22 protein-coding genes are annotated in these 23,959 nt (G+C 56.6%); 14 read left to right on the top strand and 8 right to left on the bottom strand.

The annotated features are described in order from the left end of the window. Position 1: 1 nt before the first annotated feature. The 5 genes from LDB26_RS14775 to LDB26_RS14755 all read right to left on the bottom strand — a co-directional run bounded on the left by LDB26_RS14775 (position 2) and on the right by LDB26_RS14755 (position 2,881). Positions 2–190, bottom strand: a complete 189-nt coding sequence (locus tag LDB26_RS14775; RefSeq protein ID WP_257539007.1) for a hypothetical protein — start codon at positions 188–190, stop codon at positions 2–4. Between the two features lie 275 nt (positions 191–465). Further along, positions 466–771 (bottom strand): hypothetical protein, encoded by a 306-nt coding sequence (locus LDB26_RS14770; protein WP_257539006.1) that lies wholly within the window; start codon positions 769–771, stop codon positions 466–468. A gap of 257 nt (positions 772–1,028) precedes the next feature. Continuing rightward, complete coding sequence (locus tag LDB26_RS14765) at positions 1,029–1,349, bottom strand: hypothetical protein (protein ID WP_257539005.1); 321 nt, start codon at positions 1,347–1,349, stop codon at positions 1,029–1,031. A gap of 1 nt (position 1,350) precedes the next feature. Next, positions 1,351–2,202, bottom strand: a complete 852-nt coding sequence (locus LDB26_RS14760) for a nucleotidyl transferase AbiEii/AbiGii toxin family protein (protein WP_257539004.1) — start codon at positions 2,200–2,202, stop codon at positions 1,351–1,353. Continuing rightward, positions 2,195–2,881, bottom strand: a complete 687-nt coding sequence (locus LDB26_RS14755) for a hypothetical protein (protein ID WP_257539003.1) — start codon at positions 2,879–2,881, stop codon at positions 2,195–2,197. The genes LDB26_RS14760 and LDB26_RS14755 overlap by 8 nt, the downstream gene beginning before the upstream one ends. A 699-nt stretch (positions 2,882–3,580) precedes the next feature. On the opposite strand from LDB26_RS14755, the gene LDB26_RS14750 reads away from it, so the two are divergent. The 8 genes from LDB26_RS14750 to LDB26_RS14710 all read left to right on the top strand — a co-directional run bounded on the left by LDB26_RS14750 (position 3,581) and on the right by LDB26_RS14710 (position 13,313). Beyond that, positions 3,581–4,702 (top strand): UDP-galactopyranose mutase, encoded by a 1,122-nt coding sequence (locus tag LDB26_RS14750; protein WP_306812034.1) that lies wholly within the window; start codon positions 3,581–3,583, stop codon positions 4,700–4,702. A 3-nt stretch (positions 4,703–4,705) separates the two neighbouring features. Beyond that, the gene (locus LDB26_RS14745) at positions 4,706–4,912 is read left to right on the top strand and encodes a hypothetical protein (protein WP_257539002.1); all 207 of its coding nucleotides are present in this window, start codon (positions 4,706–4,708) and stop codon (positions 4,910–4,912) included. Between the two features lie 45 nt (positions 4,913–4,957). Beyond that, positions 4,958–6,316 carry a transposase gene (locus LDB26_RS14740; RefSeq protein WP_257539001.1) on the top strand — a complete coding sequence of 453 codons (1,359 nt, stop codon included), beginning with the start codon at positions 4,958–4,960 and terminating at the stop codon, positions 6,314–6,316. Positions 6,317–6,391: 75 nt separating this feature from the next. Beyond that, on the top strand, positions 6,392–8,113 hold the full coding sequence (locus tag LDB26_RS14735; RefSeq protein ID WP_257539000.1) for a glycosyltransferase family 2 protein: 1,722 nt from the start codon (positions 6,392–6,394) through the stop codon (positions 8,111–8,113). A 158-nt stretch (positions 8,114–8,271) separates the two neighbouring features. Further along, positions 8,272–9,363: a hypothetical protein gene (locus LDB26_RS14730; protein WP_257538999.1), complete on the top strand. Its 1,092-nt coding sequence runs from the start codon at positions 8,272–8,274 to the stop codon at positions 9,361–9,363. 2 nt (positions 9,364–9,365) lie between these two features. Then, the gene (locus LDB26_RS14725) at positions 9,366–10,157 is read left to right on the top strand and encodes an ABC transporter permease (RefSeq protein WP_257538998.1); all 792 of its coding nucleotides are present in this window, start codon (positions 9,366–9,368) and stop codon (positions 10,155–10,157) included. Next, positions 10,154–11,680: an alpha/beta hydrolase-fold protein gene (locus LDB26_RS21540; RefSeq protein ID WP_306812033.1), complete on the top strand. Its 1,527-nt coding sequence runs from the start codon at positions 10,154–10,156 to the stop codon at positions 11,678–11,680. Before LDB26_RS14725 ends, LDB26_RS21540 begins: the two co-directional genes overlap by 4 nt. A gap of 46 nt (positions 11,681–11,726) precedes the next feature. Further along, complete coding sequence (locus tag LDB26_RS14710) at positions 11,727–13,313, top strand: HAD-IIIC family phosphatase (protein WP_257538997.1); 1,587 nt, start codon at positions 11,727–11,729, stop codon at positions 13,311–13,313. On the opposite strand, the gene LDB26_RS14705 is transcribed toward LDB26_RS14710, so the two are convergent. Then, positions 13,282–14,640 carry a transposase gene (locus LDB26_RS14705; RefSeq protein ID WP_197672717.1) on the bottom strand — a complete coding sequence of 453 codons (1,359 nt, stop codon included), beginning with the start codon at positions 14,638–14,640 and terminating at the stop codon, positions 13,282–13,284. The two genes, LDB26_RS14710 and LDB26_RS14705, sit on opposite strands and share 32 nt — an antisense overlap. Positions 14,641–14,726: 86 nt before the next feature. On the opposite strand from LDB26_RS14705, the gene LDB26_RS14700 reads away from it, so the two are divergent. Both LDB26_RS14700 and LDB26_RS14695 read left to right on the top strand, forming a co-directional pair. Then, a complete protein-coding gene (locus tag LDB26_RS14700; RefSeq protein ID WP_257538996.1) occupies positions 14,727–15,041 on the top strand; it encodes a hypothetical protein in 315 nt (104 codons plus the stop codon). Positions 15,042–15,128: 87 nt separating this feature from the next. Then, entirely contained in the window at positions 15,129–16,334 is a 1,206-nt protein-coding gene (locus LDB26_RS14695; protein ID WP_257538995.1) for a polysaccharide biosynthesis/export family protein, read from the top strand. A 43-nt stretch (positions 16,335–16,377) separates the two neighbouring features. Here LDB26_RS14695 and LDB26_RS14690 read toward each other — a convergent pair whose 3' ends face one another. After that, complete coding sequence (locus LDB26_RS14690; protein ID WP_257538994.1) at positions 16,378–18,213, bottom strand: glycosyltransferase; 1,836 nt, start codon at positions 18,211–18,213, stop codon at positions 16,378–16,380. A 111-nt stretch (positions 18,214–18,324) separates the two neighbouring features. On the opposite strand from LDB26_RS14690, the gene LDB26_RS14685 reads away from it, so the two are divergent. After that, complete coding sequence (locus tag LDB26_RS14685) at positions 18,325–19,374, top strand: hypothetical protein (RefSeq protein WP_257538993.1); 1,050 nt, start codon at positions 18,325–18,327, stop codon at positions 19,372–19,374. 134 nt (positions 19,375–19,508) lie between these two features. Further along, positions 19,509–20,408, top strand: a complete 900-nt coding sequence (locus LDB26_RS14680; RefSeq protein WP_257538992.1) for a UTP--glucose-1-phosphate uridylyltransferase — start codon at positions 19,509–19,511, stop codon at positions 20,406–20,408. Positions 20,409–20,435: 27 nt separating this feature from the next. On the opposite strand, the gene LDB26_RS14675 is transcribed toward LDB26_RS14680, so the two are convergent. Next, positions 20,436–21,473, bottom strand: a complete 1,038-nt coding sequence (locus tag LDB26_RS14675; protein ID WP_257538991.1) for a site-specific integrase — start codon at positions 21,471–21,473, stop codon at positions 20,436–20,438. Positions 21,474–22,324: 851 nt separating this feature from the next. Between LDB26_RS14675 and LDB26_RS14670 the strand changes: the two genes are divergently transcribed. Together LDB26_RS14670 and LDB26_RS14665 are read left to right on the top strand one after the other, a co-directional pair. After that, the gene (locus LDB26_RS14670; protein ID WP_257542131.1) at positions 22,325–22,903 is read left to right on the top strand and encodes an RNA polymerase sigma factor; all 579 of its coding nucleotides are present in this window, start codon (positions 22,325–22,327) and stop codon (positions 22,901–22,903) included. Then, positions 22,896–23,888, top strand: a complete 993-nt coding sequence (locus tag LDB26_RS14665; RefSeq protein ID WP_257538990.1) for a FecR domain-containing protein — start codon at positions 22,896–22,898, stop codon at positions 23,886–23,888. The genes LDB26_RS14670 and LDB26_RS14665 overlap by 8 nt, the downstream gene beginning before the upstream one ends. The last annotated feature ends 71 nt before the right edge of the window (positions 23,889–23,959 follow it).

Here is a 23,959-nt window from a genome sequence, read left to right as displayed (position 1 = left end):
TCTATGCGCGCATAGAAAAGCCCCGGAAACCACTTGGATTTCCGAGGCTTGTCATGGTGGGCGTGGCAAGGATTGAACTTGCGACCCCTGCGATGTCAAAGCAGTGGCTGATGGTGATTTTTCCGTTTGAAATCAATTCAATAGAGAATCGGTCTGGCGCGAATGCCCAGAATTTGCCCAATTCGCTCACGGTTGAATTTCCTTCAGATTTCGCAGCATCTTGGATGGCTGCCTTAAACCCTCAGATAGTTGATGTTCGCATCTGTTTCTACCCTGGCCGATAGCTGGAAAATGCTTGCACGGCTTAAGCCATTTTCTTTCTCATATTATCCCAGGATGCTGCGGCGCGGGCGGTTATCTTGGCCGCATCATAAGGGGCGAGGGTCCCTGCTCCCTCAGGCTCCATCGGGCAATGCCGACGGAGGGCTTTTACGAGCATACTGGCAAGGACTTCGGCAAGTTCCTTCAGCCGAACCTAAAGCCCAGTTTCGCGCTTTGACCGCCGCTCTGAGTGTCGCATTCGTTGTTCGTACCGGTCGTCTCACCAACGAAGTTCTGGAAGTCGCGCCAGTCGGTCGCGGCATAGCGGCGATCGACGATTGCATTCTGCAGTCGGACCATCGCGTCCTTGTCGCCGGTGTCGAAGCTGGACGCGGAGCGCAACGCCGCTACGAATCGCTCGGTCCAATCCGGGCTGGGCGCTTCGCCCTCGATCACGAAGGACGAGCGCGTCTCCTTGGTGAAGAGATAGCGCACCGCGCGGGCGAGCACGGCGGGATCATAACGCTCGATAATCGCGCGTGCTTCGGCATCGATATGGACGCCAATCTGCCCTTCCAGCTTTGCCGTGCGGCGAACTGTGGGGCACAGGTCCGGTGTACCAAGCAGATTGTCGATGACGCGGTGACGCGACGAGTTCCGCCGTGCAGTCGCTGCAAACTGTCATAGCGAACTAGCGTCGCCCGCCCGACCTTCATGATCGCGATGTCGTCGGCATGGACCAGTTCATAGATGCGGGACCGCGACGATCACACTCGGCAACATATCTGCAAGGTCCGGATGGTGAGTGGCGGTTCGCCCCTGCCCATGACCTGACCTTCTCCCATGGCCCGGGCGGCGGGCACTATCTGGCAGTGGAAGGCGAAGGTCGCGCGCCCGCTCGCGCGTAGGTCACGGGCCTGGGGCGACGGCATGGCATTGCCGAGCGGATGATCGCCGATATTATTGATCGCGTGCGTGCTGCGCTCGATGACTGGCCCAAGATCGCCGCAGAGACCGGCGTCACGGTATCGGCGGCAGAAATCGGCGAGCGTCACCATCTTGTCCATCGCCACGGTTCGAACGAACAATTCACGCCCGCGCCATCTTTTCGAGTTTCGCCAGAAAGAAGCGCTCACACCATAATTCGAGCGACTTTGCCTCCGCCGGGCGCAAAAAGCGTCTGACATCTTCGGCTGCGGCTTCCCAGTCTATGGCGCCTATCGCGTTTCGCAGTGTGCCGCTCAGCCATGCAATGTCGATCTTGAGGTCTTCCTGCCCCACCCATGGGCCTGCCTGGATGATGGCGGCCTCGAGATGCATCAGATTGGGAGACACCCCGTTCGAGACATACCAGGAGAAGTCATACCAATCCCTACCCTTCAGATAGCCCCGACAAAGCAGCGCATGGATTTTCAGCGCGAAGTTGGAAGGCAGATCCTGATGCCGCACCTCGTAATCGGCTGGAAAATCGAGAAAGGTGCTGGCTTCGCCGGACCTGGGCGGCGGATTGGTGTCGATCTCCAGCTTGATCTTGATCGTCCTGCGACGTCCCGTGCCCGCGAAGGTCAGGTCAAGCTGGCTCGCAATGGAATCGTCCTTGAGCACCGCCTCCCGAACCGTCTTGTCCATCCTTTCTTTAGGTTGGGCATCGAGCTTCAATCCGAATTGCGCGAAAACCTCGACCAGAATTTTAAGATAGGGTGCCCAGTCGAACTCGGGGTTCGGTGACCGGAGCATGAAATCGAGGTCTTCGGAAAATCGCGGCAGGCGATGCAGTATGCGCAGGCTGGTACCGCCCTGGAAAAGGGCGACATCGAAAAAATCGGCACGCCAGAGCGCATAGAGAGCGATCTCTTGGATGATCTCCTTGGTCGCATTCTCTTCCTCGACCGCGTTGGCCGCTCGATATTGGCGAAGTTTCTCCTGAATGATTTCAATCATCCGCGAGGCGTCCTTTGGCTGCGCCTTTTTTCGTCAGAATGGCGGCCTCAAGTGAATGAAGAAAATCGTTGGCGGCCTTATGTTTGTAAACGGAGCGGAGCGCCGCGAAATCCTTGCGCTTGAGCGGCAGCAGCCGATCCTCGTCGATTCGCATGCCGGTGATGAGCCAATCCAGACTGGACCAGTGTTCCTTCCGCAAAGCGACAAGATCCATGAGTGCCCGCAAAGGTTGCGCGACAAATGCGGTCAGCTTGCCGAACTTTTCGCGAGCGACGCCGGCGAGGAATTGATATTCCTGAAGTGCGAGCGGATGAAAGCTGAATTGCCCGTGCGATGGCGTATCGTAGGTGATCGTCTTGCGTCCCGGAGAAACATTTGCCGTGGTGAAGACAGCCTCCGGAATCCAGCCATGGTAGGCTAAGGCCGTTTCAAAGGAGACATAGCTGCCCGGCAGGAGCGCCTGCGCCACCGCGAAGGGGTGAACCGACTCACTGCTGTTTCGCTGGCCGAGTATATAGGTCGCCCGCTTGAGACGGATCAGCGAACCGTCCTTCAGCGCCCTGTTGACTAAAGCATAACGGCGAGCATCGCCACCACCCAGCAGGTTACCCAGCTGGCCCTCGCTGAAGATTCGTTCAGCCAGGTTCGATTGTCCAACCTGATTTGCGAGCGCGCTCATAAAATTCTAGATACTTCCGAATACTGAAAGTTTCAAGAATTTCCTGAAGTGCCGTCTGCTACCGCCCTTTCTCCAGCGCAGCTTGTCGAATCACCTCCGGACACCGACGATTTCGGAAGTTTCAGAATTAAAGCCTGGTCGATCGTACGAATTGCAAGAGGATTGTGCTAACAAACGTCACCATCTTACCCATCGCCACGGTCAAAGCGAGCAAATCGGGCTGATTGGGATCCAGCTGGCACAAAAACCTAAAAGTGACGCACCGTAAAAACCTAATAGCCGCGCATCGGGAGCGCCGCACGGTCGAGCGCCGGATCCGTGTCGGCCGGTTCCTCCCACGATTGATTGGGAGTGAACTGACGTGCGACAGTCGAGCATTTCGCTGAACAAATGTCCCGATGCAAGCTTGTTCACGTGCAGCGGTCGCGGGATTCAAGTTAAGTGATAAATTTAAGAAAACTTAAAAGTTTTATAATATAAGATTATCATCTAAATATTAGATGTCTAATATATTAATAAATTGAATAAAATAATCATGATTTGATCATTTTTAAAACATTCATCGCATTATTTCGTGGACTTCATTTAAAGGTTGCATAATGTCATAATCGTGACATTCAAAGGCGCAGCCTCTTCCCTCTTGCGAACGGGCCTGTTTTTTGTAACAGCACTAGCGCAGTTGATTCCAAGGAATTTTTGATGAGAGTTTGCGTTGTCGGGGCGGGTTTTTCTGGGGCTACGATTGCCCGCTTTCTAGCGGAAAATGGCATCGCTAGCTTGGTGATTGACGAGCGAAACCACTTGGCTGGCAACTGTCATACCGAGCGTGACGTTGAAACCGGTGTAATGGTCCATAAATATGGCCCGCATATATTTCACACGGGAATCGAGCGTGTGTGGGAGTTCATCAATCGCCACGGCGTGATGATGCCCTATGTCAACCGAGTGAAGGCAAACGTAGCGAATAAAGTCTATTCGTTGCCGGTCAATCTTCACACCATCAATCAGTTTTTCGGGGAGGCATTTTCGCCGGCGGAGGCTCGTGCTTTCGTTGAATCCAAAGCGCGCATGGATATCGAGGATCCCCAGACTTTTGAAGAACAGGCCCTGCGCTTTGTCGGCAACGATCTATATGAGGCGTTCTTCAAGGGATACACCAGAAAGCAGTGGGGTTGCGAACCAAGTGAACTGCCGGCATCGATCCTCAAGCGCCTCCCTTTACGCTTCAATTACGACGACAACTATTTCAACCACCCTTATCAGGGCATGCCACGCGATGGTTATACAGCGATTGTCGCCAGCATTCTCGACCATCCAGGAATTGAGGTGCGTCTAGGTGCCCGGTATGAGGATCTGACCGAAAGTTTCGCGCACACGTTCTATTCCGGCCCTCTTGACCGCTTTTTCAACTATGATTTAGGCAGGTTGGGTTACCGTACGTTGGACTTTGTGCCTGAGCGTGCAGAAGGAGATTATCAAGGCGCGGCCGTCATCAATTATCCGGATGAGAGCGTGCCCTTCACTCGCATCTCGGAGCATAAACATTTCGCGCCGTGGGAAGCCGCGGATTTCGAAAAGACCATTATATTCCGCGAATACAGCCGTCTGTGTGGCCCGGATGACATTCCCTACTATCCCATCCGCATGGTCGCCGAGACCAAGCTGCTGGAGCAGTATGAAGAGCGGGCCGCGCAGGAACAAGGGGTCACGTTTGTTGGTCGCTTGGGGACGTACCAATATCTCGACATGGATGTAACGATCGATCGCGCGATGGATGTTGTTGAGGCGTACCTTGTCGCTCATTCAGCGGTGAAGGCCTGATCCATGGTGAATGTCATTGAGGCGCCCATCTACGCGCCTTTTTTCCCTATTAACATGCAGCCGCCCGAAGTTCGCTACCCGCTATATTTCGAAGGGGAGCCGCCTGCGGTAGCCAATGGTTGTCCCGTGGTGTTGGGTGGCCACCGGCTGATTGTGGACGGGGCGATGAGTTCCCTCTATCAGGCCGTTGACGAAGTCGGCGGTGGCTGATTCAGTGCGGCAGTGGGATTGTCTGGCGGGTTAGCGGCGATGGCGATGGGGCGTGATAGCGAGGTCCAGTCCGATTTGATCGTGACGTGGGCGGAGATACCGCGTTCACCGGGGCATGTTTTCTACGACAAGCTCCAGAAGCTGCTGGCCGAGGCGGGCTTCGATGGCTTTGTCGAGAAGACGTGCAAGCCCTATTATGCGCCGCGGATGGGAGCCCCGTCGCTGCCGCCGGGCCGCTATTTCCGCATGCTGCTGATCGGCTATTTCGAGGGCATCGACAGCGAACGCGGGATTGTCTGGCGCTGTTCGGATTCGCTGTCGCTGCGGGAGTTCCTGCGACTGTCGAGCCGCGACAAGGTCCCTGATCATAGCTGGTTGTCGAAGACGCGGAGCCGCCTGCCGCACGAGGTACATGACCAGATCTTCGGCTGGGTACTGGCCCTCGTCGCCGGGCACGATCTGGTGAAAGGCGAGCGGATCGGCGTCGATGGCTCGACCATGGAGGCGAACGCCGCGCTGCGTACCATCGTGCGGCGTGACAATGGCGAGACCTACCGCGAGATGCTGGTGCGCATGGCGCAAGAGAGCGGCATCGACACGCCGACGATCGACGACCTTGTCCGGCTCGATCGCAAACGCAAGGGCAAGAAGCTGTCGAATGCGGACTGGGCGAGCAAGACCGATCCCGACGCGAAGGTCGCGCGGATGAAGAACGGCTCGACGCGTCTGGCCTACAAGCCCGAACACGCGGTCGATCTCGACACGGGTGTTATCGTGGCAGCGCCGATCCACCCGGCCGACAAGGGCGACACGACAACGCTCGACGCCACGCTGGAGACGGCAGCACGCAACCTCGCCGACATTGGCCTGGCGCCGACGTCCGGGGATCCCTGCGATCTTGTGACCGATAAAGGCTATCATTCGCGCGAGCTCCTCAAGGGTCTCGACGGCGACATCTGGAAGACGCGCAGCGCCGAGCCGGCACCGCCGAATGGATATCTGCGCTGGCACGGCGACGAGGCTGCCCAGAAGGCCGTCTACGCCAATCGGTCTCGCCTGAAATCCGCCGTCGGACGCAAGGCGATGCGCAAGCGTGGTGAGATGGTCGAGCGTAGCTTTGCCCACGTCCTGGATCGCGGCGGCATGCGCCGCGCGTGGCTGCGCGGGCGCGAGAATGTTCACAAGCGTTATTTGATCCACGTCGCCGGGTTCAATCTTGGCATTCTCATGCGCGCCCTGTTCGGTTGCGGCACTCCGAGGGGCGCCAGGGGCGCATCCAAGGCATTCTTGTTCGTAGTTCAGACCGATGTTGCGCTCGTCATCGCCCTCGTCGCCGAGTTCGACGGAGAAAGGGCCATGCTCCTCATCGTTTTTACCCCTGAAGGCGCTGACAGACCCGGCTGAAAACCGACTTCGTCACCGCGCTGCTATGATCGCGAGGTTTTCGGTACAACGCGGGTGGAGCGCTTCCGTTTGCGCTTGCATATCAAGGGCTCGGCGGAAGTGGCGCTGTTGCACACCGACCAGAACGGCCAGCGCCGCGTCGCCTCGACAGCACACAGTGGTGGCGGAAAAGACGTTTACCGCTATGCTGGCAACTATCTGATCTCTGATACGACGGTCGATCCCTACCGGAACGAGCATGAGATATCGATGCCGTTCGACATCGTCACGGCTGATGCTACATCTGGTCGCTGGAGCTTCATGGTGACGCCGCTGTTCGGCTCAGTTGAGGTCATTTCGGCAGACTGGGAAATATGCGCGCAGCCGCAACGTGAAGTCAGCCCAGCCTTCGTTATCTGCACGTTTAACCGCGTCACTCAACTGCAGGCCAATCTTGCCACGTTGAGCAGCATCCTGAATGCTGAGGCTGCCGACTGGCGCGTTATCGTGGTTGATAACGCTAGTACCTTCGCGATGCCACCGGGCTTGGCGACTGAACGGATTCAGGTCATTGCGCAGAAGAATGTTGGCGGTGCCGGCGGCTTTGGGCGCGGTATCCACGTTGCGCTCGATGATATGTCGACCAGTCATATCATGCTGCTTGATGATGATGCGGATATCGACGCTGTTTCGATCGCGCGTATGATTAACCTATTTCGTTTCCAGATGCAGGATGAGGATTTCATTGGCGGCGTCCAAATGGACGTCTACGATCCGGTCAAGCTGGCCGACGCAAGCGCCTATTGGCGCGCCGATCGTTTTGAGACGGTGGAGGCACGCATGCCCCCATCCCGACTCGACGCGCCAGAAAGCAAGAACGCGCTGGCAAGCAATTTCTACACCAACTTCAACGGGTGGTGGTTGTTCGGCGGCAGCAAGGTCGCGTTCGAACGCAACGGCATGCCGTTGCCAATCTTTGTCCATCTCGACGACGTGGATTTTGGCGTGCGTGCAGACATCGCTGGTCGGCGTACTTGGACTGTGCCAGGTATTGCGGTGTGGCATGAACCTTATTATGCCAAGGTCGAAGGCTGGTTCGCATTCTATAACATTCGTAATGAGTTGATCCGTCTCAGCGGTCATCTGCCCCGGCTCGTGAACTCGATGATCGACGAAGGTTTCGTCCGTCAAGCCAGGCCCCGGCGCATGTTGGCGAAGCGCCTCAAACGGGTAGAAAAGCAACTGCGCGCTCGCTTTCGTAACTTTGTCAGCACTAATCAGTACGGTTCAGCTTATCTGCTGAGCATGGCCGTGGATCGCTTTCTGGATGGCCCAGCGCCCTTCCGCGATGAGGACTTTGACGCGGTCCACCAGCAAGTTATGGCAGAATATAAGCGATTCAACGTCAATTATCGTAAGCTGGATCGCTTGCCAGTCGGTCGCATGGCAGTCGCGCCGGTTGTTTCTAAGGGCAAGTTCTACCGTTTTGTCCAACGTTGGACCTTCAACGGTCACAAGCTGCCAGCGCTTAAATCCAATCCGTTCCGCCGTCTGGTGGTGTTTCCGGAACGCATGGACATCAGCTGGACCGAAATGCCGCTCCAGTCAGATTTCGCATATAGCGATCCTGATAACGGTAGTCTGCACTATTTCGGCTTCGATCCGGATGTCTACGCCGATATCGGGCGTCATTTTGACAGGGTCATAAGGCGCTACAACCGCCAGTGCGAACAGGCTGGCGCGCAATGGGCTGATGCCTATGATGAAATCATATCGCGGGAATACTGGAATCAGCTGATAGCGAGCTTCGACACATGACATGCGGCAAATTAGGTTTGCATGTCGTTGGGTAGTCTGGCGATTCTGCGCTTTGGGCTTGGATTTGGGCATGCCTAACGCTAAACGGATCAAGCTTCGGGGCTTGCCGGACCATAAAATCCATTAGAGTGAACCGTTCATCCGGCCATATGAAAAATATGAAGAAATTTCTTGCAGATCGCCTCTTCCTTGCTCTGGTGGTAGCGCCGACGCTTTTGTCGATCATCTATTTTGGTGCGATAGCATCGGATGTTTATATTTCGGAAGCGCGCTTTGTCGTTCGTAGCCCGGACAAGCCCTCGCTGACCGGGTTGGGCGTACTGCTCAAAAATGCCGCCTTCAGCAACGCAAGCGATGAGGCCAGCGCCGCCAACGACTATATCCAGTCGCGCGATGCCCTGCAGGCGATCAATCAAAAGAACAGTTTCCTCAAGGCATACAGCGCGCGCTATATCTCGGTGTTCAACCGCTTTGACCCGATGGGCTATTCATCCTCGTTCGAGGAACTTTACAAATATTTCAAGAAACGGGTAAAGGTCGAAAGCAACGGCACCGACGGGATCACCGTCCTTACTGTCAGGGCCTACAACGCCCGCGATGCTAGGCGCTTTAATGCGCAGTTGCTCGAAATGGCCGAAGCAACCGTCAATCGCCTGAACAACCGGGCGCGTTCTGACCTGATCCAGTTTGCTAATGCTGAAGTGGAAGAAGCGGAAAACAACGTCCAGATGACTGCCACCCAACTGGCGACGTTCCGCAATCGGCATGGCGTGGTCGATCCCGAAAAGCAGGCGAGCATGCAACTGCAGATGATTTCCAAGCTGCAGGATGAACTCATCGCGAGCCGGACGCAGTTGGCGCAGTTGCAAAAGGCGGCACCTGCCAATCAAGCGATACCTGTCCTGCAGACGCAGATCGACAGTCTGTCCGGGCAGATCGCGCAGGAAATGGGCAAGGTCGCCGGCGGCGATCGTTCTCTGGCAGGCAAGGCGACTGCCTACCAGAACCTGATACTGCGAAACGAGATGGCCGCCAAGCAACTGGCTGCGGCGATGGTTTCGCTTGATCAGGCAAAGACCGAAGCACGCCGGAAACAGACTTACGTCGAACGCATTGCCCAACCCAGCCTGCCAGACGACGCGGAAGAGCCCTATCGTTTGCGTGGAATACTCGCGACCTTGCTGCTGGGCCTTATTTTCTGGGCTATCACCAAGATGCTCATCGCTAGCATTCGCGAGCATGTGGATTAACCATGGCCTCCCGCCCCGCGCTATCTCGGAGCTTCGCCATCCAGTGCCGTGTCATCTGGGCGTTGTTCCTACGCGAAACACTAACACGATACGGCCGTCACAACATCGGCGTGCTCTGGCTTTTTGCCGAACCCATGACGTTTACGCTCGGCATCACCGCCATCTGGACGATTACGAAGCTGTCCCATTCTTCGCAGATTCCAATCGTCGCTTTCGCCGTGACAGGATATTCGACGGTCCTCGTCTGGCGCAATATGCCCAACAGGTTGGACAAATCGGTCGAGATGCATCTGGGCCTCATGCATCATCGCAATGTCCGTCCGATTGATATCTATATCGCACGTCTGATGCTGGAGATTGGAGGGGTGACTACCTCGTTCGTCGTTCTCTCGCTTGGTTTCAGCGCAATGGGCTGGATGGCGCTCCCTGAAGATGTTTTGAAAGTGATCTGGGGTTGGGTGCTGATGGTTTGGTTTGGTTCCGCGCTGGCCATTATCGTGGGTGCTATCAGTGAGCATTCCGAACTGTTCGAGCGATTTTGGCATCCGTTCACTTACATCATGATCGGTTTTTCCGGCTTGGGCTTTATCGTTGATGCGATGCCACATGCCGCTCAGGAATATCTCCTGCTGGTTCCCATGGTTAATTGCGCCGAGATCATCCGTGACGGCTATTTCGGATCGCTGTTCAAAGCCCACTATGATGTCGGTTATGTGCTCATTTGGAACGCTGTCCTGTCGCTTTTTGCAATGGTAGGGGTCCGTTCGATTACGGCCAAGGTGACTCCGCTGTGATTGAGTTCCACAACGTTCATAAGGAATACCACACTAGACGCGGCATCAACCACGTGCTGCGCGGCGCCGATATTTCCATACTAGCTGGCGAAAAAGTTGGCATTTTAGGGCGTAACGGCGCAGGTAAATCCACAACGATCCGCCTCCTGAGTGGATCGGAACTGCCGACTTCGGGCATTATAAAACGCTCCATGTCCGTATCCTGGCCGCTGGCATTCGGGGGCGCATTTCAGGGCGCGCTGACCGGGCGTGACAACGCCAAATGCATTTCGCGTATCTATGGCCGCAAGATAGAGGACACCATCGGCTTCGTTCAGGATTTTGCTGAACTGGGTGTCTATTTCGACGAACCCGTCCGCAACTACTCCTCGGGCATGGCAGCAAGGCTCGCGTTCGCGATCTCCATGAGTATCGAGTTCGACTGCTTCCTCATAGACGAGATCGTCCATGTCGGCGATCACCGTTTCCATGAGAAGTGCCAGATTGAACTATTCGAGAAGCGCGCTGACCGATCGCTCGTGATCGTCTCCCACAGTGAGGATTTTGTGCGTCAGCACTGCGATCGTGCCTATGTGCTGAAAGATGGCAAACTGCTTTCCTTCAAGCACATCGACGATGCCATCGACTTCCACATTGAATCCTTACACAAACCTAGAGATACCATGTCTCAAGATGCTACCCATGCGATGATCCACGACGCCAACGACCAGTACTGCCTCGGACCGGACTCTCTAGCCCGGGAGGGCATCCCCAAGGGGCGGATTGAGCCATTGGTTATTCCACCCTCATCCTTGTTCCCAGATTGCCAGCATGACGCTTGGCTCTATTTGCCGGCAAATTATGACGGACTGTCTGCGTTGCCGCTGATGATTTTCGAAGATGGTTGGTTGTTCTTGGCCGAAGATGGCGGATGGCAGGTTCCAACGGTGCTTGATAACCTCATTGCCGATGGCGGCGTGCCGAAAATGGCGGCGTTGTTCATTGAATCTGGTAAGCCGCGGCGTCCGGGCGGATTGGCTGAAGAGCAGCGTTCACTGGAATACGATTCAGTAGGCGGAGACTATGCCGAGTTCTTGTTGGCTGAGGTATTACCGATAGTACGCCAACTTGCTGTACTCTCCGATGATCCAAGCGACCGGGGTATCGCTGGCTACAGCAGCGGGGGGATTTGTGCATTTAACGCAGCTTGGCACCGCCCGGATGCCTTTGGGAAGGTGTTTTCTGCCTGTGGTAGCTTTGTCGATATTCGCGGCGGCGGATGCTATCCCGAACGCATCCGAAACACACCTGCCAAGCCATTACGCGTATTCCTCCAAGAAGGCGCGCGCGCTAAACTGGGAGGTAAGTTTTCAGGGCTTGACTGGCCGGCCGGCAATCGCGCGATGGCTCGCGCCCTTGCAATGCAGAACTACGCCTATCAGTTTGTGATGGGCGAGGGCGATCATTCACATCATCACGGCGCCGCGATTCTGCCTGATGCCTTGCGCTGGCTCTGGCGCGAGCATGGCGACATCTCTGGTTAGTACCTCTCCTCTATCCACCCTTAGGCCACTCAGGACCCGACGCACCATGAGCTCGTATTTCCCGAAACTGTCGAACGGCGTAAACTTTCTCTCTGAAACGGAGACTCATCCGCGCAAGTTCCTGATGATTGGCACCTGCCAGTTGATGCCTATTCACGGCGCTCTGTTGCAACTCGGTCACAGCGCCGACCACCTTCTCTGGGCCAGCCATTCGCATTCCGAAATTCCTGCCGTGGATTCGGCTAATCAGTACGATGCCAACATCATCAGCTTTACCCTGCGTCACGTCTTCTACCAAGCGGTCCTTGACCTTTATCCCGATATTCCAGAGCAAATAATCGAGATCGAGCCTCTTTGGGTCAGGGCGTTGAGCGAAGGTCTGATCGAGGATTTCTTCGATGCTTGTCGCAGGATCGTGCGCTCACTTGTATTGCGTACGCAAGAGGTAGTCGGCCAGCGGCCGACCTTTTTTGTGACCTTCCTAGAGCCACGCCGAAACTTCATGGGCAATCTGTTTCCGCGATACAGCTTAGAGAACATCTCGTATTTTGTGCAGAGACTGAATGAGTACATCGAGAAACTTATTCGCCGTATGCCCAATTGCTATCTATTCGATCTCAATGAGGTCTTTTCGGAGCATGGAAGGATATTCAACCAAGACGACTACACGCTCCAAGTCGCGCATGCCTCATTCATTCACGACTATGAGGGTGACTTGAACGCGGCGCCGACCCGTATGACGGCGCTGACGAAGATGAGCGAAATGTATAACAGTCGGGAGAAGTTACAACAACTGACCCAGTCGATCGCCCAGCGATTGGTTGATAACGTGAAGGTTGCTTTGGAGCCTCTGCAGATTAAGCTCATTATTTGCGACCTGGACGACACGCTCTGGTCTGGCATATCTGGTGAAAAGGAGCAGATGACTTGGAATGAAATTGGGACTTGGCCACTTGGTCTGGCCGAAGCCCTGCTGATCTACAAAGCACGCGGCGGGATGCTTGCTATCTGTAGCAAAAATGAGTATGAGCCGACAGTCGAAAAGTTCAAGCAGGCGTTCAAGGACGGACTTAGGATCGAGGACTTCGCCTCGGTTAAGATCAACTATGAATCCAAGGCAGAGAACATCCGTCGTATTCTATCAGAGGTCAACATTCTCCCGCAGAACGCGCTGTTTATCGATGACAACCCTCGTGAGGTCGATGAGGTCAAAAAGACCTTCCCCGAAATGCATATACTGAACACGGAGCCTTATGATTGGCGCCGCAAGATTCTATTCTCGCCGCTGACCCAAGTGCCTGCGATCACCAATGAGGCCCGGTTGCGCACTCAGTCCATTCAGGCCAAAATCGAACGTGACGGGACACGCAGTGGCGCCTCGCGTGAAGAATGGTTGGCGTCTCTTAACATAGAGCAGCGCTATGTCGTGGTCGATACGCCGGCGCATGAAAATTACGCCCGCGCCTTCGAACTGGTGAACAAAACCAACCAGTTCAATACCAATGGCGAGCGCTGGAGCGATGACGAGATGCGTCATTTTCTTTCGTCCGGGGGACGAATTTTCTGCACTTTCCTTAACAGCGCGGTGACGAAGTCGGTTTTCAGCCGGGTCTGTCAGCGCCTTCAGGGGTAAAAACGATGAGGAGCATGGCCCTTTCTCCGTCGAACTCGGCGACGAGGGCGATGACGAGCGCAACATCGGTCTGAACTACGAACAAGAATGCCTTGGATGCGCCCCTGGCGCCCCTCGGAGTGCCGCAACCGAACAGGGCGCGCATGAGAATGCCAAGATTGAACCCGGCGACGTGGATCAAATAACGCTTGTGAACATTCTCGCGCCCGCGCAGCCACGCGCGGCGCATGCCGCCGCGATCCAGGACGTGGGCAAAGCTACGCTCGACCATCTCACCACGCTTGCGCATCGCCTTGCGTCCGACGGCGGATTTCAGGCGAGACCGATTGGCGTAGACGGCCTTCTGGGCAGCCTCGTCGCCGTGCCAGCGCAGATATCCATTCGGCGGTGCCGGCTCGGCGATGCGCGTCTTCCAGATGTCGCCGTCGAGACCCTTGAGGAGCTCGCGCGAATGATAGCCTTTATCGGTCACAAGATCGCAGGGATCCCCGGACGTCGGCGCCAGGCCAATGTCGGCGAGGTTGCGTGCTGCCGTCTCCAGCGTGGCGTCGAGCGTTGTCGTGTCGCCCTTGTCGGCCGGGTGGATCGGCGCTGCCACGATAACACCCGTGTCGAGATCGACCGCGTGTTCGGGCTTGTAGGCCAGACGCGTCGAGCCGTTCTTCATCCGCGCGACCTTCGCGTCGGGATCGGTCTTGCTCGCCCAGTCCGCATTCGACAGCTTCTTGCCCTTGCGTTTGCGATCGAGCCGGACAAGGTCGTCGATCGTCGGCGTGTCGATGCCGCTCTCTTGCGCCATGCGCACCAGCATCTCGCGGTAGGTCTCGCCATTGTCACGCCGCACGATGGTACGCAGCGCGGCGTTCGCCTCCATGGTCGAGCCATCGACGCCGATCCGCTCGCCTTTCACCAGATCGTGCCCGGCGACGAGGGCCAGTACCCAGCCGAAGATCTGGTCATGTACCTCGTGCGGCAGGCGGCTCCGCGTCTTCGACAACCAGCTATGATCAGGGACCTTGTCGCGGCTCGACAGTCGCAGGAACTCCCGCAGCGACAGCGAATCCGAACAGCGCCAGACAATCCCGCGTTCGCTGTCGATGCCCTCGAAATAGCCGATCAGCAGCATGCGGAAATAGCGGCCCGGCGGCAGCGACGGGGCTCCCATCCGCGGCGCATAATAGGGCTTGCACGTCTTCTCGACAAAGCCATCGAAGCCCGCCTCGGCCAGCAGCTTCTGGAGCTTGTCGTAGAAAACATGCCCCGGTGAACGCGGTATCTCCGCCCACGTCACGATCAAATCGGACTGGACCTCGCTATCACGCCCCATCGCCATCGCCGCTAACCCGCCAGACAATCCCACTGCCGCACTGAATCAGCCACCGCCGACTTCGTCAACGGCCTGTTAAGGATAAGATGGCCGACAGCGGACTGATCAGTGCATTCTTATACAAGGATGACGCCATTCTCCAGGGCGTGCTATCGTGTCGGGTGTTCGGACTCGGGTCAGAATACGCGACAATGCACTATCTCATGCGGGATATTCTCGAACGTCATCCTCAAGTCAGCGGCAAGATCGTGGACACGGGCAAAAATTTTACTTGCCATCCCTTTTTCACCAATGCCGGTTTCACTGCCATCGACGAACAACCGGAAACGTTCGTGGCAACGCGCCCAGTGGCCCTGCCTGCGCATATCATCAATCACCCAGAAGGGATGTTGACCGTCTGATCTGTTGAGAAGCCTTCAGGTTGGCACTACCAGAGTGCCGTGCCGACCGATCTATACAGCGTCATTTGTTCTTGAGAGGTATCTTCAGTGTCCGCCGTTCGCCTACGCCTTGCTTCTCCCCTTTTCGCATTGGCCTGCTCCGGGCTTTTGAGCGGATGCTATTCGCTCGGCTCCAGCGGACCGCACGCCGGTGATATAACGGGTAGGGCGCACGGAACCGGAACGACGAGCGGCGACATTCGCGTAATCAATCTTACGGATGATCTGACGCGGCGCCTGATAGCAAGCAGTTCCGAGCCATCGCTATCGCAGGTTCTGGGGGATGCCCCTTCGGTCACCAATCTCATTGGCAGCGGTGACGCGCTGGACATTTCGATATGGGAAGCGCCCCCGGCGGTGCTGTTCGGAACGGCCGGACAGGCCGGATTGGCGGCAGCCGATGGGCGCGTCACCGCTCAGGCCCGCTCAATCGCCCAAGCCACCGCACTGCCCGAGCAGATTGTAAGTGAAGACGGTTATATTCAGGTACCCTTTGTTGGCACTGTCATAGCTGCCGGACGCACTACAGGGCAGATTCAGGCGGAGATCGTGGCAAAATTGCGTGGTAAGGCCCACGACCCGCAAGTACTTGTGCGCCGGACTCGGAATTCGACCCGAGATGTTACTGTTGTGGGGGAAGTGCAACAGAGCGCCCGCATACCGCTAACGGCACGGGGAGAGCGGTTGTTGGATGCCCTTGCCGCTGCCGGGGGCGTCAAACAACCGATCAACAAGACCATGATCCAGATTACCCGCGCCGACAAGGTTGTGTCTGTGCCGCTGTCTGCTGTAATCAGCAATCCTGCCCAAAACATTCACTTGCAACCGGATGACGTCGTCACCGCCCTTTTTCAGCCTTACAGCTTTACAGCGCTGGGTGCTGTTGGACGCAATTCCGAAGTCGACTTTGAGGGCACCGGGCTAACCCTTGCGCAAGCACTTGGACGAGTTGGTGGCTTGCGCGACGATCGAGCCGATATCAAGGGTGTATTCATCTTCAGGCTTGAGAATCCGGCAGACGTTGATCCTTCGCTGATAAATGGTGCGCGATTTACGTCAGACGGCAAAATTCCGGTGATCTACCGTGCCAATCTCAAAGATCCGGCTACATTTTTTGCGGCGCAAGGCTTTCCTATCCGTAATCGCGACGTGATGTATGTTTCTACGGCGCCGCTCGTAGATCTGATGAAATTCGTCAATATAGTTTCGAGTTTAGCATTTACGACAACAGCCGTAAGCAATGGCTTAAAGTAATTTTTAAATATACTTCATGATATATAAATCCAGGTAATTCCTCTTATTCAAGCTGTGGAAGTTCAACTTTCTGTCGAAAGCGCCAAGCCATGCCTGTCAGCGCCCTCAGGCATTGCCATAAAGCAGTCCAACTTTCACGCCGATCGTAGCAGAATACTCTCTGCGGCGACCCATCCATTGCCGTTTCCACAGCCAGGCGGGGGCGCCTGAGGTAATCCGGCCTCCATGCTACATTAGGCATCAGCCACAAGGCTGGTCCCTTCGCACGGGGCAAAAACAGATCGCTCAAGAGTCGCAAAACCATCGCCACGGATCTGCGGCGGCCATGCAAGCGCTCCGGCTTTTGCATCCGATTATTCACCCCCAACTTTTGCGCCGCACGCGCGCTATGTTGGTTCGTTTCCGCCAACAACCTGCGGTGGTCTGTGTCTGTCCAAGCAGCCATGGCACTTGCGCCCTGATTGAACGCTGCAATGCCACTAGTCATCGCCTTTACGCGATCGTAATCGTAACGCAGTAAATGATGGAAAAAGCCACCGGTTAATTTTCTTAACGCGTCGCTGAGTTGAACTCGGCCATGAATGGCATTGGCGAATAGGCTGTTGCGTCTGTCATAAAACATTTGCCAAGGTGCAGCTTTCTCAGCGAATGGCATATGCCACACTGCTATTCCGGGCCAGCAAACCGTTGGCCAGCCAGCCCGCTTAAGCCGATAGCCGTACTCCACATCGTCACCTCGAATGAAGCAGGGCATCGGTAGCCCAACCGCATCCATTGCATCAACGGGAAAGGCAAAGCACCACCAGGCATTGAAATCCGGGGTGTGCAGCCTTGCCAAAAAGTCCACGTCACGCACCACTGCCGCGTCTCCGCCGCCTGACGGGGCGACATGCCCTATCCCGAAACTCCCGGGCAGTAGAAAATCGCCGGCTGAAAACAGCTTGGTCCGCGAATGATAGTCGAACATCGCTCCACCCAAGCAGAGTGGCTGATCCGCCCACGCCAGCACTGCCAGCACACGCTCGATCAAGTCACCGGGCAGGTCAATGTCGTCATCCATCAACAAAATATGGCTCGCATGCCCAACACGTCGGTGCTCAGACATGCCTCGCGTGAATCCGCCCGCACCCCCACTATTCTCTTGGTCAATGAACCGCACTTCCAGCCCCCCGTGTACGGCATCGGCCATGCGCTCATGTAAGCCGGGAGAGCCATGATTGACGATCACAAGCTGTGCGTCATTCGATTGCCCTGCAAGCCGTATCAGATTGGCTCGCAGAAATGCTTCTCGCTCGTAGGTCGTGATAACAAGACCAAGACGGATCAAATTAGGCGCGGGAGATCGTGCGTACCAACCAATCTCACTTAATACTGCGCCCTCAGCTGCCTCGACCTCCACCTGGAGACTGCTTTCCTCGGTAGATTCTAGCTCAGCGCGCAGCACAATGTTCACTTCGTTGGCACTTCCATCGCCAAAATACTCGGCTACCTGCTTTTCGGCGCCGTTGGTGGCATTACGCCGCCATAGAACAAAACGTGCCTTTCCTTTAAGTTGGCAGCGCCATTCTGCGTGCCTCAACGAGGTAAAGCGTCTCCAATAGCTTTCGAAAAAGATTTCGAAGATGCCGCCTAACCTTTGGGATCCGCTTCCGCAATATAGGATACCTGACTCGGCAGACCACCCCTGTCTGAGAGGAGGGCAGGCCATAACTGGCTCCAGCATGCCCCTCGAAAGGCAAAGGCCTTTTTGTGCCTCATGATTATTACTTAGAGTTAGAGCATCCATGGGCTGGACCTTAGACTTGGCGATCTGCAAACGGCAAGAGTCTATCGGCAATCCCTGAGCCTCGCGTCCGTTGATGAGAGTGGCCTCGCTCATACGTAAGCAAGCCTTGCAAAATCATGACAGCTTCGCGTACGGACTGTAAAATTTCGTCATCCGCCGAAAAGGGGCGGAATAAAAGTTTCGTGCTAGCTAGATGGAAGTTAAATGACCCTAGGCCATGATAAAGATAATAAGGGCTTGGATCCTGATACCAAAATATCGTTTCGTAATATGGTTTTTAGGATCGGCTCACCTTGCGGAGAAAATTACGGGTTTCTGGTTCTGCGCGAGTACGGAGAGGTTTTTGGCTATTATAGTGATAACGAACTTTTTTGGGCGCAGGATGGAAATGAACTGGCGTTCATTTCTTCGAGCGGGCTAATAAGTAGCCGCTATAATTCTTTAGGCAATGGGATGATATGGATCGGCCGGCATGAAAGGCGGCTCTATCCCATGTACCTCATACCGGTATTGTCTTACCGACCGATCAACGCGGCATCCCATCTTCCCCCCGCAGTAATCAATTCGATCCCGAAGTCAGGGACGCACTTGTGTGAGAAGATATTGCTCGAACTCGGCTTTGAATCGGGGGCAACGATGTTTACCTGGGAGGATGTAGTTGATGATTTCCAGCATGAGGACACTTTAGAGCTGGAAGATAAGGAGGGAAGTCGCGGCAAGATATGCCCGTTACAAGTTGCAGTTGGCGCGATACCCAATGGCACAGTAGTGATGGCGCACGCATCTTCTCCATCTTGGATCGTGAGCGCATTTGAAGCCGGAACTCGGCACGTCCATTGCATACGCAATCTCAGGGATGTCCTAATCAGCCTCTATCGTTGGAAGAGGCGTGGCGCAAATTGTTCTCATGACCTTGGGGATTTCTTGGAGTTCCTTCGCTCTGAAGCGGAAGCGGATCTCACTCTGGTCGAGCGATCTGCGACCGCAATTCTCTCCCACGGCAAAGGGCGTACGGTTCGTTTCGAAGATTTGGCTTCCCCTGAAAGCGCGAAGCGGGGTGCGGTTGTTTTAGCGCGCGCTTTTGGCCTACCGCTTGAGGACATCAATGCCGCGATAGCGCGTGCACAAGGCGCCAAGACAACTACCTATAATGCGGTCCGCTCGGACCACCACACCTTTTGGAACGATGATGTTGAGGAGTTTTTTGAACATAGGGGATTGGCTCAATTAAATCGAAAACTAGGATATAGCTAATAGAGCGAAAATTTACGATTTGCAATAAATTGACGAAAATGAAAATGTTACGATAAAAACTCGATATAATTATGATTTTCTTTAAATTTATTGTGATAATGTACGCCAATTAACTCCACTTATGTTGAAAGATCATGTCCTACAAACGCATCCGCAAAGCCGTTTTCCCTGTTGCGGGTCTCGGCACGCGCTTTCTGCCGGCGACCAAGTCGGTGCCCAAGGAATTGCTGCCGGTCGTCGACCGGCCGCTGATTCAATATGCGGTCGATGAAGCGCGCGAGGCGGGGATCGAGCAGATGATCTTCGTCACTGGTCGCGGCAAGGGCGCGATCGAGGATTATTTCGACATGGCCTTCGAGGCCGAAGCCACCCAGCGCGAGCGGGGCAAGGACCTGTCCGCGCTGGACGGTACGCGGCTGTCGCCCGGCAATGCCGTGTTCCTGCGTCAGCAGGAGCCGCTGGGCCTGGGTCACGCCATCTGGTGCGCCCGTGATATTGTCGGCGACGAGCCGTTCGCCATTCTGCTGCCCGATGAGTTCATGAAGGGCGCGCCGGGCCGGGGGTGCCTCAAGCAGATGGTCGATGCCTATGGCAAGGTTGGCGGCAATCTGGTCTGCGCGCTGGAAGTGCCGATGGCCGAGACGCCCAGCTATGGCGTGATCGATCCGGGCAAGCGCGACGGCGCGCTGACCGAGGTGAAGGGACTAGTGGAAAAGCCTGCGCCGGGGACCGCGCCGTCCAACCTGATCCTGCCGGGGCGCTACGTCCTGCAGCCGGAGGTCATGAAGATCCTCGAAACCCAGGAAAAGGGTGCCGGCGGCGAGATCCAACTGACCGATGCGATGGCAACGATGATCGGCAAGCAGCCCTTCCATGGCGTGACCTTCGACGGGCGGCGCTTCGACTGCGGCTCCAAGACCGGCTATGTCGAGGCGAACCTAGCCCTCGCCTTCGACCGCGCCGACATGTGTGAGCATATCCGTAATTTCGCGCTGGCCGAACTGGGCGTCAGTGGGGTCGCGGCTGCAGCCTGATAATTGAACGGCTATCGCTAGATAGCGTCAGTCCAGCCTGTTGATTGACTCGCGCATGTGATCGTTGCCCACGCTCGCGTAGCGCTGGACCATCCTTAGTGACTTCCAACCGCCCATGTGCATGATGGTGATGAGGTCGATGCCGGCCATCACGCAATGCGATGCCCAATGGTGGCGCCAGTCATGGATGGTGAAGTCATCAATCCCCGCCTGCTCGCATGCCGTCTTATGCTGGCTCTTCAGGGGGTTGCCCCCAGGAATGGGGGAAAGCCGGGTGTCCTGATAGGGTTCGCCGAAACGGTTGAGGAAGACATGGCCTTTCATGGGCCGTCCGCGTTCCTCCCAGATCGGTAGCAGTGCCTCCCTGACGCGCGGATGCATGGGAACAGACTGGATCACCGCATTTTTCGTATGGTTGAGCCGAATGGACTCTCGCTCCATGTCGACACCATTAACGCCCCAAACCATCTGCAAGGCAGTCTGGATGCGCGGGCCGTGAAAGGCCAGCATGGTTATGATCGGCTGAACATGCGGCGTGTAGGACACGATCAGCAGGTCGCGGTCTTCCTTCGTCAGGAAGCGCACCCGCTCATTGTCGAACGGGATCGCCTTGATCCTGAGCGGTGGAAGGTCATGCAGTTCGCGATAGACGTTGACCGCCGCCTGGAACACGGCCCTATAGCGATCTTGGCCCGCAGGCTTATGGGCAGTCAGATTGGCGAGCCGAAATTTCTCCCATGCCTGTTTCGGTTCCTGCAGCGACAGGTCGCCGATCTGGGCGTTGAGCTTGCCGATGCGCAATATGTCGGCAGGACAGGGTAGCTTGGCCTTCGACAAATAGCTGGCGAAGGCGTCGGCGATGGTGCCCTGTGCGACGACCGCTGCGGGACCGAACATCAGCTGATGGCGCAGCCTGGTCTCATATCCCGCCATCAGGTGCGACGCAGCATCTGCGTCACTCGATCCTGAACTGAATTCTTTGACGACGATCCGCTTGTCGCCGAGCGCGACTGAGCCTCGGATATGGTAAATGCCGTTCTTCCCACGGCGACGGAGGGAGAGCATGTGATCTTTTCCAATAGTAGTTGATATTGTGCTTCCGTCGCGCGCATCTTTCCGCACGCATGAACGTAGGGCACGCCATGTTTCATGAAGGTCCGGCGCATCCATTTCGGGGGATTGGTGCTGGTCATGCTGAGCCGAGACAGGATATCGCGCGGGGTAAGGAGGGCCTCATCGTGACCGGCAGTGAGCGCGCAAGGTGGTACCCCCGTTCCATCAGAATTAGAGATGGTGGTGCTCCGTCCAAGGGCGGGCTTGGCAGATCGCTGTGGGTAGCTCGTCATGGGACATTGCCCTGTCATAATGGTGGCAGCGGATCGGTTCGATGCAAGGGGGAGCACAGAAGCTACCCGCTGCACGGAAGATTATCGCTGTCCGGCTGCCTCCAAGGGAATGGCCCAGATCGGCTCAAATCGGCCCGGATTGGACTCACATGCCGCCAATGGTAGGACCACTGCGACCTCGGCCGATGCGCCAGGCGACTGGTCGGTCCTCGCGCATCAACCTGGAGAGTATAGGAGGTGCCTATCTCAACCATGGTCGACGCGGACAAGGTGGAAGGGAGCCGACTTCGATCTTTCTCTAACATATTGCATCGGCTTGATATTACGATAATGTGACAGGGCGTTTCCGCTGGGAAGCGCCGAGGTTTGAGCCCCTCGCTTGGGAAGAATAGACTCGCCGCAGATGCGGCCGGGTGGCCGGTGTTATGTCCAAGCCATTTATGGCCAAAGGCATCGGCACGCGTTCTCAAGCGCGGCTCAACGCCCGGTTTCTTACCGGCGCGACCTCGTCAATGCGAGGGAGCGGCGGATGGGATCAGAAGCCAGGAAACATGCCGAAGGCAGGCCGTGATGTGGTCTGCATCGGAAATATCGCGCCCGCCACTGGATGAGGGCGATCCCTTGCCTCCGGGTCATGACCGATTGGCGGTGCAGCCTGATCCGCTGGAAAGTCTGTATCGGGAAGAGCGACCGTCGCTGCTGCGTTTCCTCTCGCGATTGACCGGGCAGGATAAAGCGGAAGATATTGTGCAGCAGGTTTTCAGCCGCATGGCCGGTAAGCCGGTTAGCGCAAGTCGGCCCATCCAGGCGCCACGGGCCTATTTACGCCATGCCGCGCGCAATGTGCTGCGAGATGAAGCCAGAAGTGCGGGACGTAGGTGCGAGCATCATCATGTTCCAATTGAGGATCTATCCTTGGCGAGCGGCGATCCCGTGGCCGCACTGGAAGCCCGCGACCGGCTGGCCCGCATCGAAGAGGCGGTGCTGCGATTGAAGCCGCTGACCCGCGAGATATTCCTCGCTTGCCGTCTCGATGGCTATAGCTATGCCGAGATTGCGGAGCGGACCGGTTTGAGCGTGAGAGGGGTCGAGAAGCAGATGAGCAGGGCGATCAAGCAGCTTGGACGGCATTTGCGGGCGCATGACTGAGCCTGAGGGGATGCCGATTCCCCCATCCATCCATGACGCTGCCGAAGACTGGCTGGCGCGTCTCGCTGGACATTCCGATCCGGCAACCGAGCGCGCGTTCACGACCTGGCTCGATGCCGATCCGCGTCATCGCATCGCCTATGACCGGATCAAGCGCGACTGGCAGCTGGGAACGCTTCTGGGCGAGCGTCCTGTCGGGCAGACCCGATCGCTTGGCCGCGCGCCCTTCTGGATGCGGCAAAAGACGCATGTCGCTGCCGCCACTCTTGGCGCAGCGGCATTGCTGGGCGTAGTGACGGTCGGTCTTATCCGGCCTGGCGGGCCATTGGCGATTTCCACGACGGCGCAGGCCGCGATCTATGAGACTGGGGTCGGCGAGATCCGCACCGTCAGGCTTTCGGACGGATCGACCGTCATCCTCGACACGGCCACGCGCCTCCGCGCGCAATTTTCCGATAAAGAGCGGCAATTTGATCTCCAGCAGGGGCGCGTGCGCTTCCATGTCGCGGTAGACCGGATGCGCTCGTTCCATGTGCAGGCGGCCGGCGCTGACATAACTGCTCTCGGGACAACCTTCGACGTGAGCATGATTGGCGCCAAACCGATGGTGACTGTCCTGGAGGGATCGGTGGAGCTGCGCGGTTTGAATGCGGCGTCCGATCAGGCGAGAACGCTCCCGGTGGGCAAGAGCATGACGCTGGACGCACCAATGGCGGAGCGGGTGGCTTCCCCGGCCGAAGCGCGTTGGGTGTCGGGCATGCTGGCGCTCGACGCAACGCCGCTTGCCGAAGCGGTGGCGGCAATCAACCGCTATAATAAGGTGCAGATCCGTCTGGCGGAACCCTTCGTTCCACAGGTGCGTGTGACGGGCGGCTTCCGGGTCCGCGATCCGGAAGCATTCGCCCGCGCTGTCGCGACCAGCTTCCATCTGAAGGTCGAGCGGCCCGACAGCGGCACAATCCTGCTGGTTGCTCCCGCGAAATAGGCAAGCGCGGTCCTCCCCAAAAAATCTGTCGGGTGTTTTTGCGAACCGGCGTCTCCACACTGTCCCGCTTG

Origin of the sequence: Sphingobium sp. CFD-1 (assembly GCF_024611115.1) — a bacterium.
Lineage (GTDB): Bacteria > Pseudomonadota > Alphaproteobacteria > Sphingomonadales > Sphingomonadaceae > Sphingobium > Sphingobium baderi_A.
The sequence above is the reverse complement of the archived record's forward strand: the minus strand, read 5'-3'. Positions and strand labels throughout refer to the sequence as shown.

Excerpts from the sequence above, each read along its gene's own strand:
- LDB26_RS14760 (WP_257539004.1), bottom strand. The coding sequence starts at position 2,202 with ATGATTGAAATCATTCAGGAGAAACTTCGCCAATATCGAGCGGCCAAC.
- LDB26_RS14755 (WP_257539003.1), bottom strand. The coding sequence starts at position 2,881 with ATGAGCGCGCTCGCAAATCAGGTTGGACAATCGAACCTGGCTGAACGA.
- LDB26_RS14750 (WP_306812034.1), top strand. The coding sequence starts at position 3,581 with ATGAGAGTTTGCGTTGTCGGGGCGGGTTTTTCTGGGGCTACGATTGCC.
- LDB26_RS14745 (WP_257539002.1), top strand. The coding sequence starts at position 4,706 with ATGGTGAATGTCATTGAGGCGCCCATCTACGCGCCTTTTTTCCCTATT.
- LDB26_RS14740 (WP_257539001.1), top strand. The coding sequence starts at position 4,958 with ATGGGGCGTGATAGCGAGGTCCAGTCCGATTTGATCGTGACGTGGGCG.
- LDB26_RS14730 (WP_257538999.1), top strand. The coding sequence starts at position 8,272 with ATGAAGAAATTTCTTGCAGATCGCCTCTTCCTTGCTCTGGTGGTAGCG.
- LDB26_RS14725 (WP_257538998.1), top strand. The coding sequence starts at position 9,366 with ATGGCCTCCCGCCCCGCGCTATCTCGGAGCTTCGCCATCCAGTGCCGT.
- LDB26_RS14710 (WP_257538997.1), top strand. The coding sequence starts at position 11,727 with ATGAGCTCGTATTTCCCGAAACTGTCGAACGGCGTAAACTTTCTCTCT.
- LDB26_RS14705 (WP_197672717.1), bottom strand. The coding sequence starts at position 14,640 with ATGGGGCGTGATAGCGAGGTCCAGTCCGATTTGATCGTGACGTGGGCG.
- LDB26_RS14700 (WP_257538996.1), top strand. The coding sequence starts at position 14,727 with ATGGCCGACAGCGGACTGATCAGTGCATTCTTATACAAGGATGACGCC.
- LDB26_RS14690 (WP_257538994.1), bottom strand. The coding sequence starts at position 18,213 with ATGAGCGAGGCCACTCTCATCAACGGACGCGAGGCTCAGGGATTGCCG.
- LDB26_RS14685 (WP_257538993.1), top strand. The coding sequence starts at position 18,325 with ATGACCCTAGGCCATGATAAAGATAATAAGGGCTTGGATCCTGATACC.
- LDB26_RS14680 (WP_257538992.1), top strand. The coding sequence starts at position 19,509 with ATGTCCTACAAACGCATCCGCAAAGCCGTTTTCCCTGTTGCGGGTCTC.
- LDB26_RS14675 (WP_257538991.1), bottom strand. The coding sequence starts at position 21,473 with ATGCTCTCCCTCCGTCGCCGTGGGAAGAACGGCATTTACCATATCCGA.
- LDB26_RS14670 (WP_257542131.1), top strand. The coding sequence starts at position 22,325 with ATGTGGTCTGCATCGGAAATATCGCGCCCGCCACTGGATGAGGGCGAT.
- LDB26_RS14665 (WP_257538990.1), top strand. The coding sequence starts at position 22,896 with ATGACTGAGCCTGAGGGGATGCCGATTCCCCCATCCATCCATGACGCT.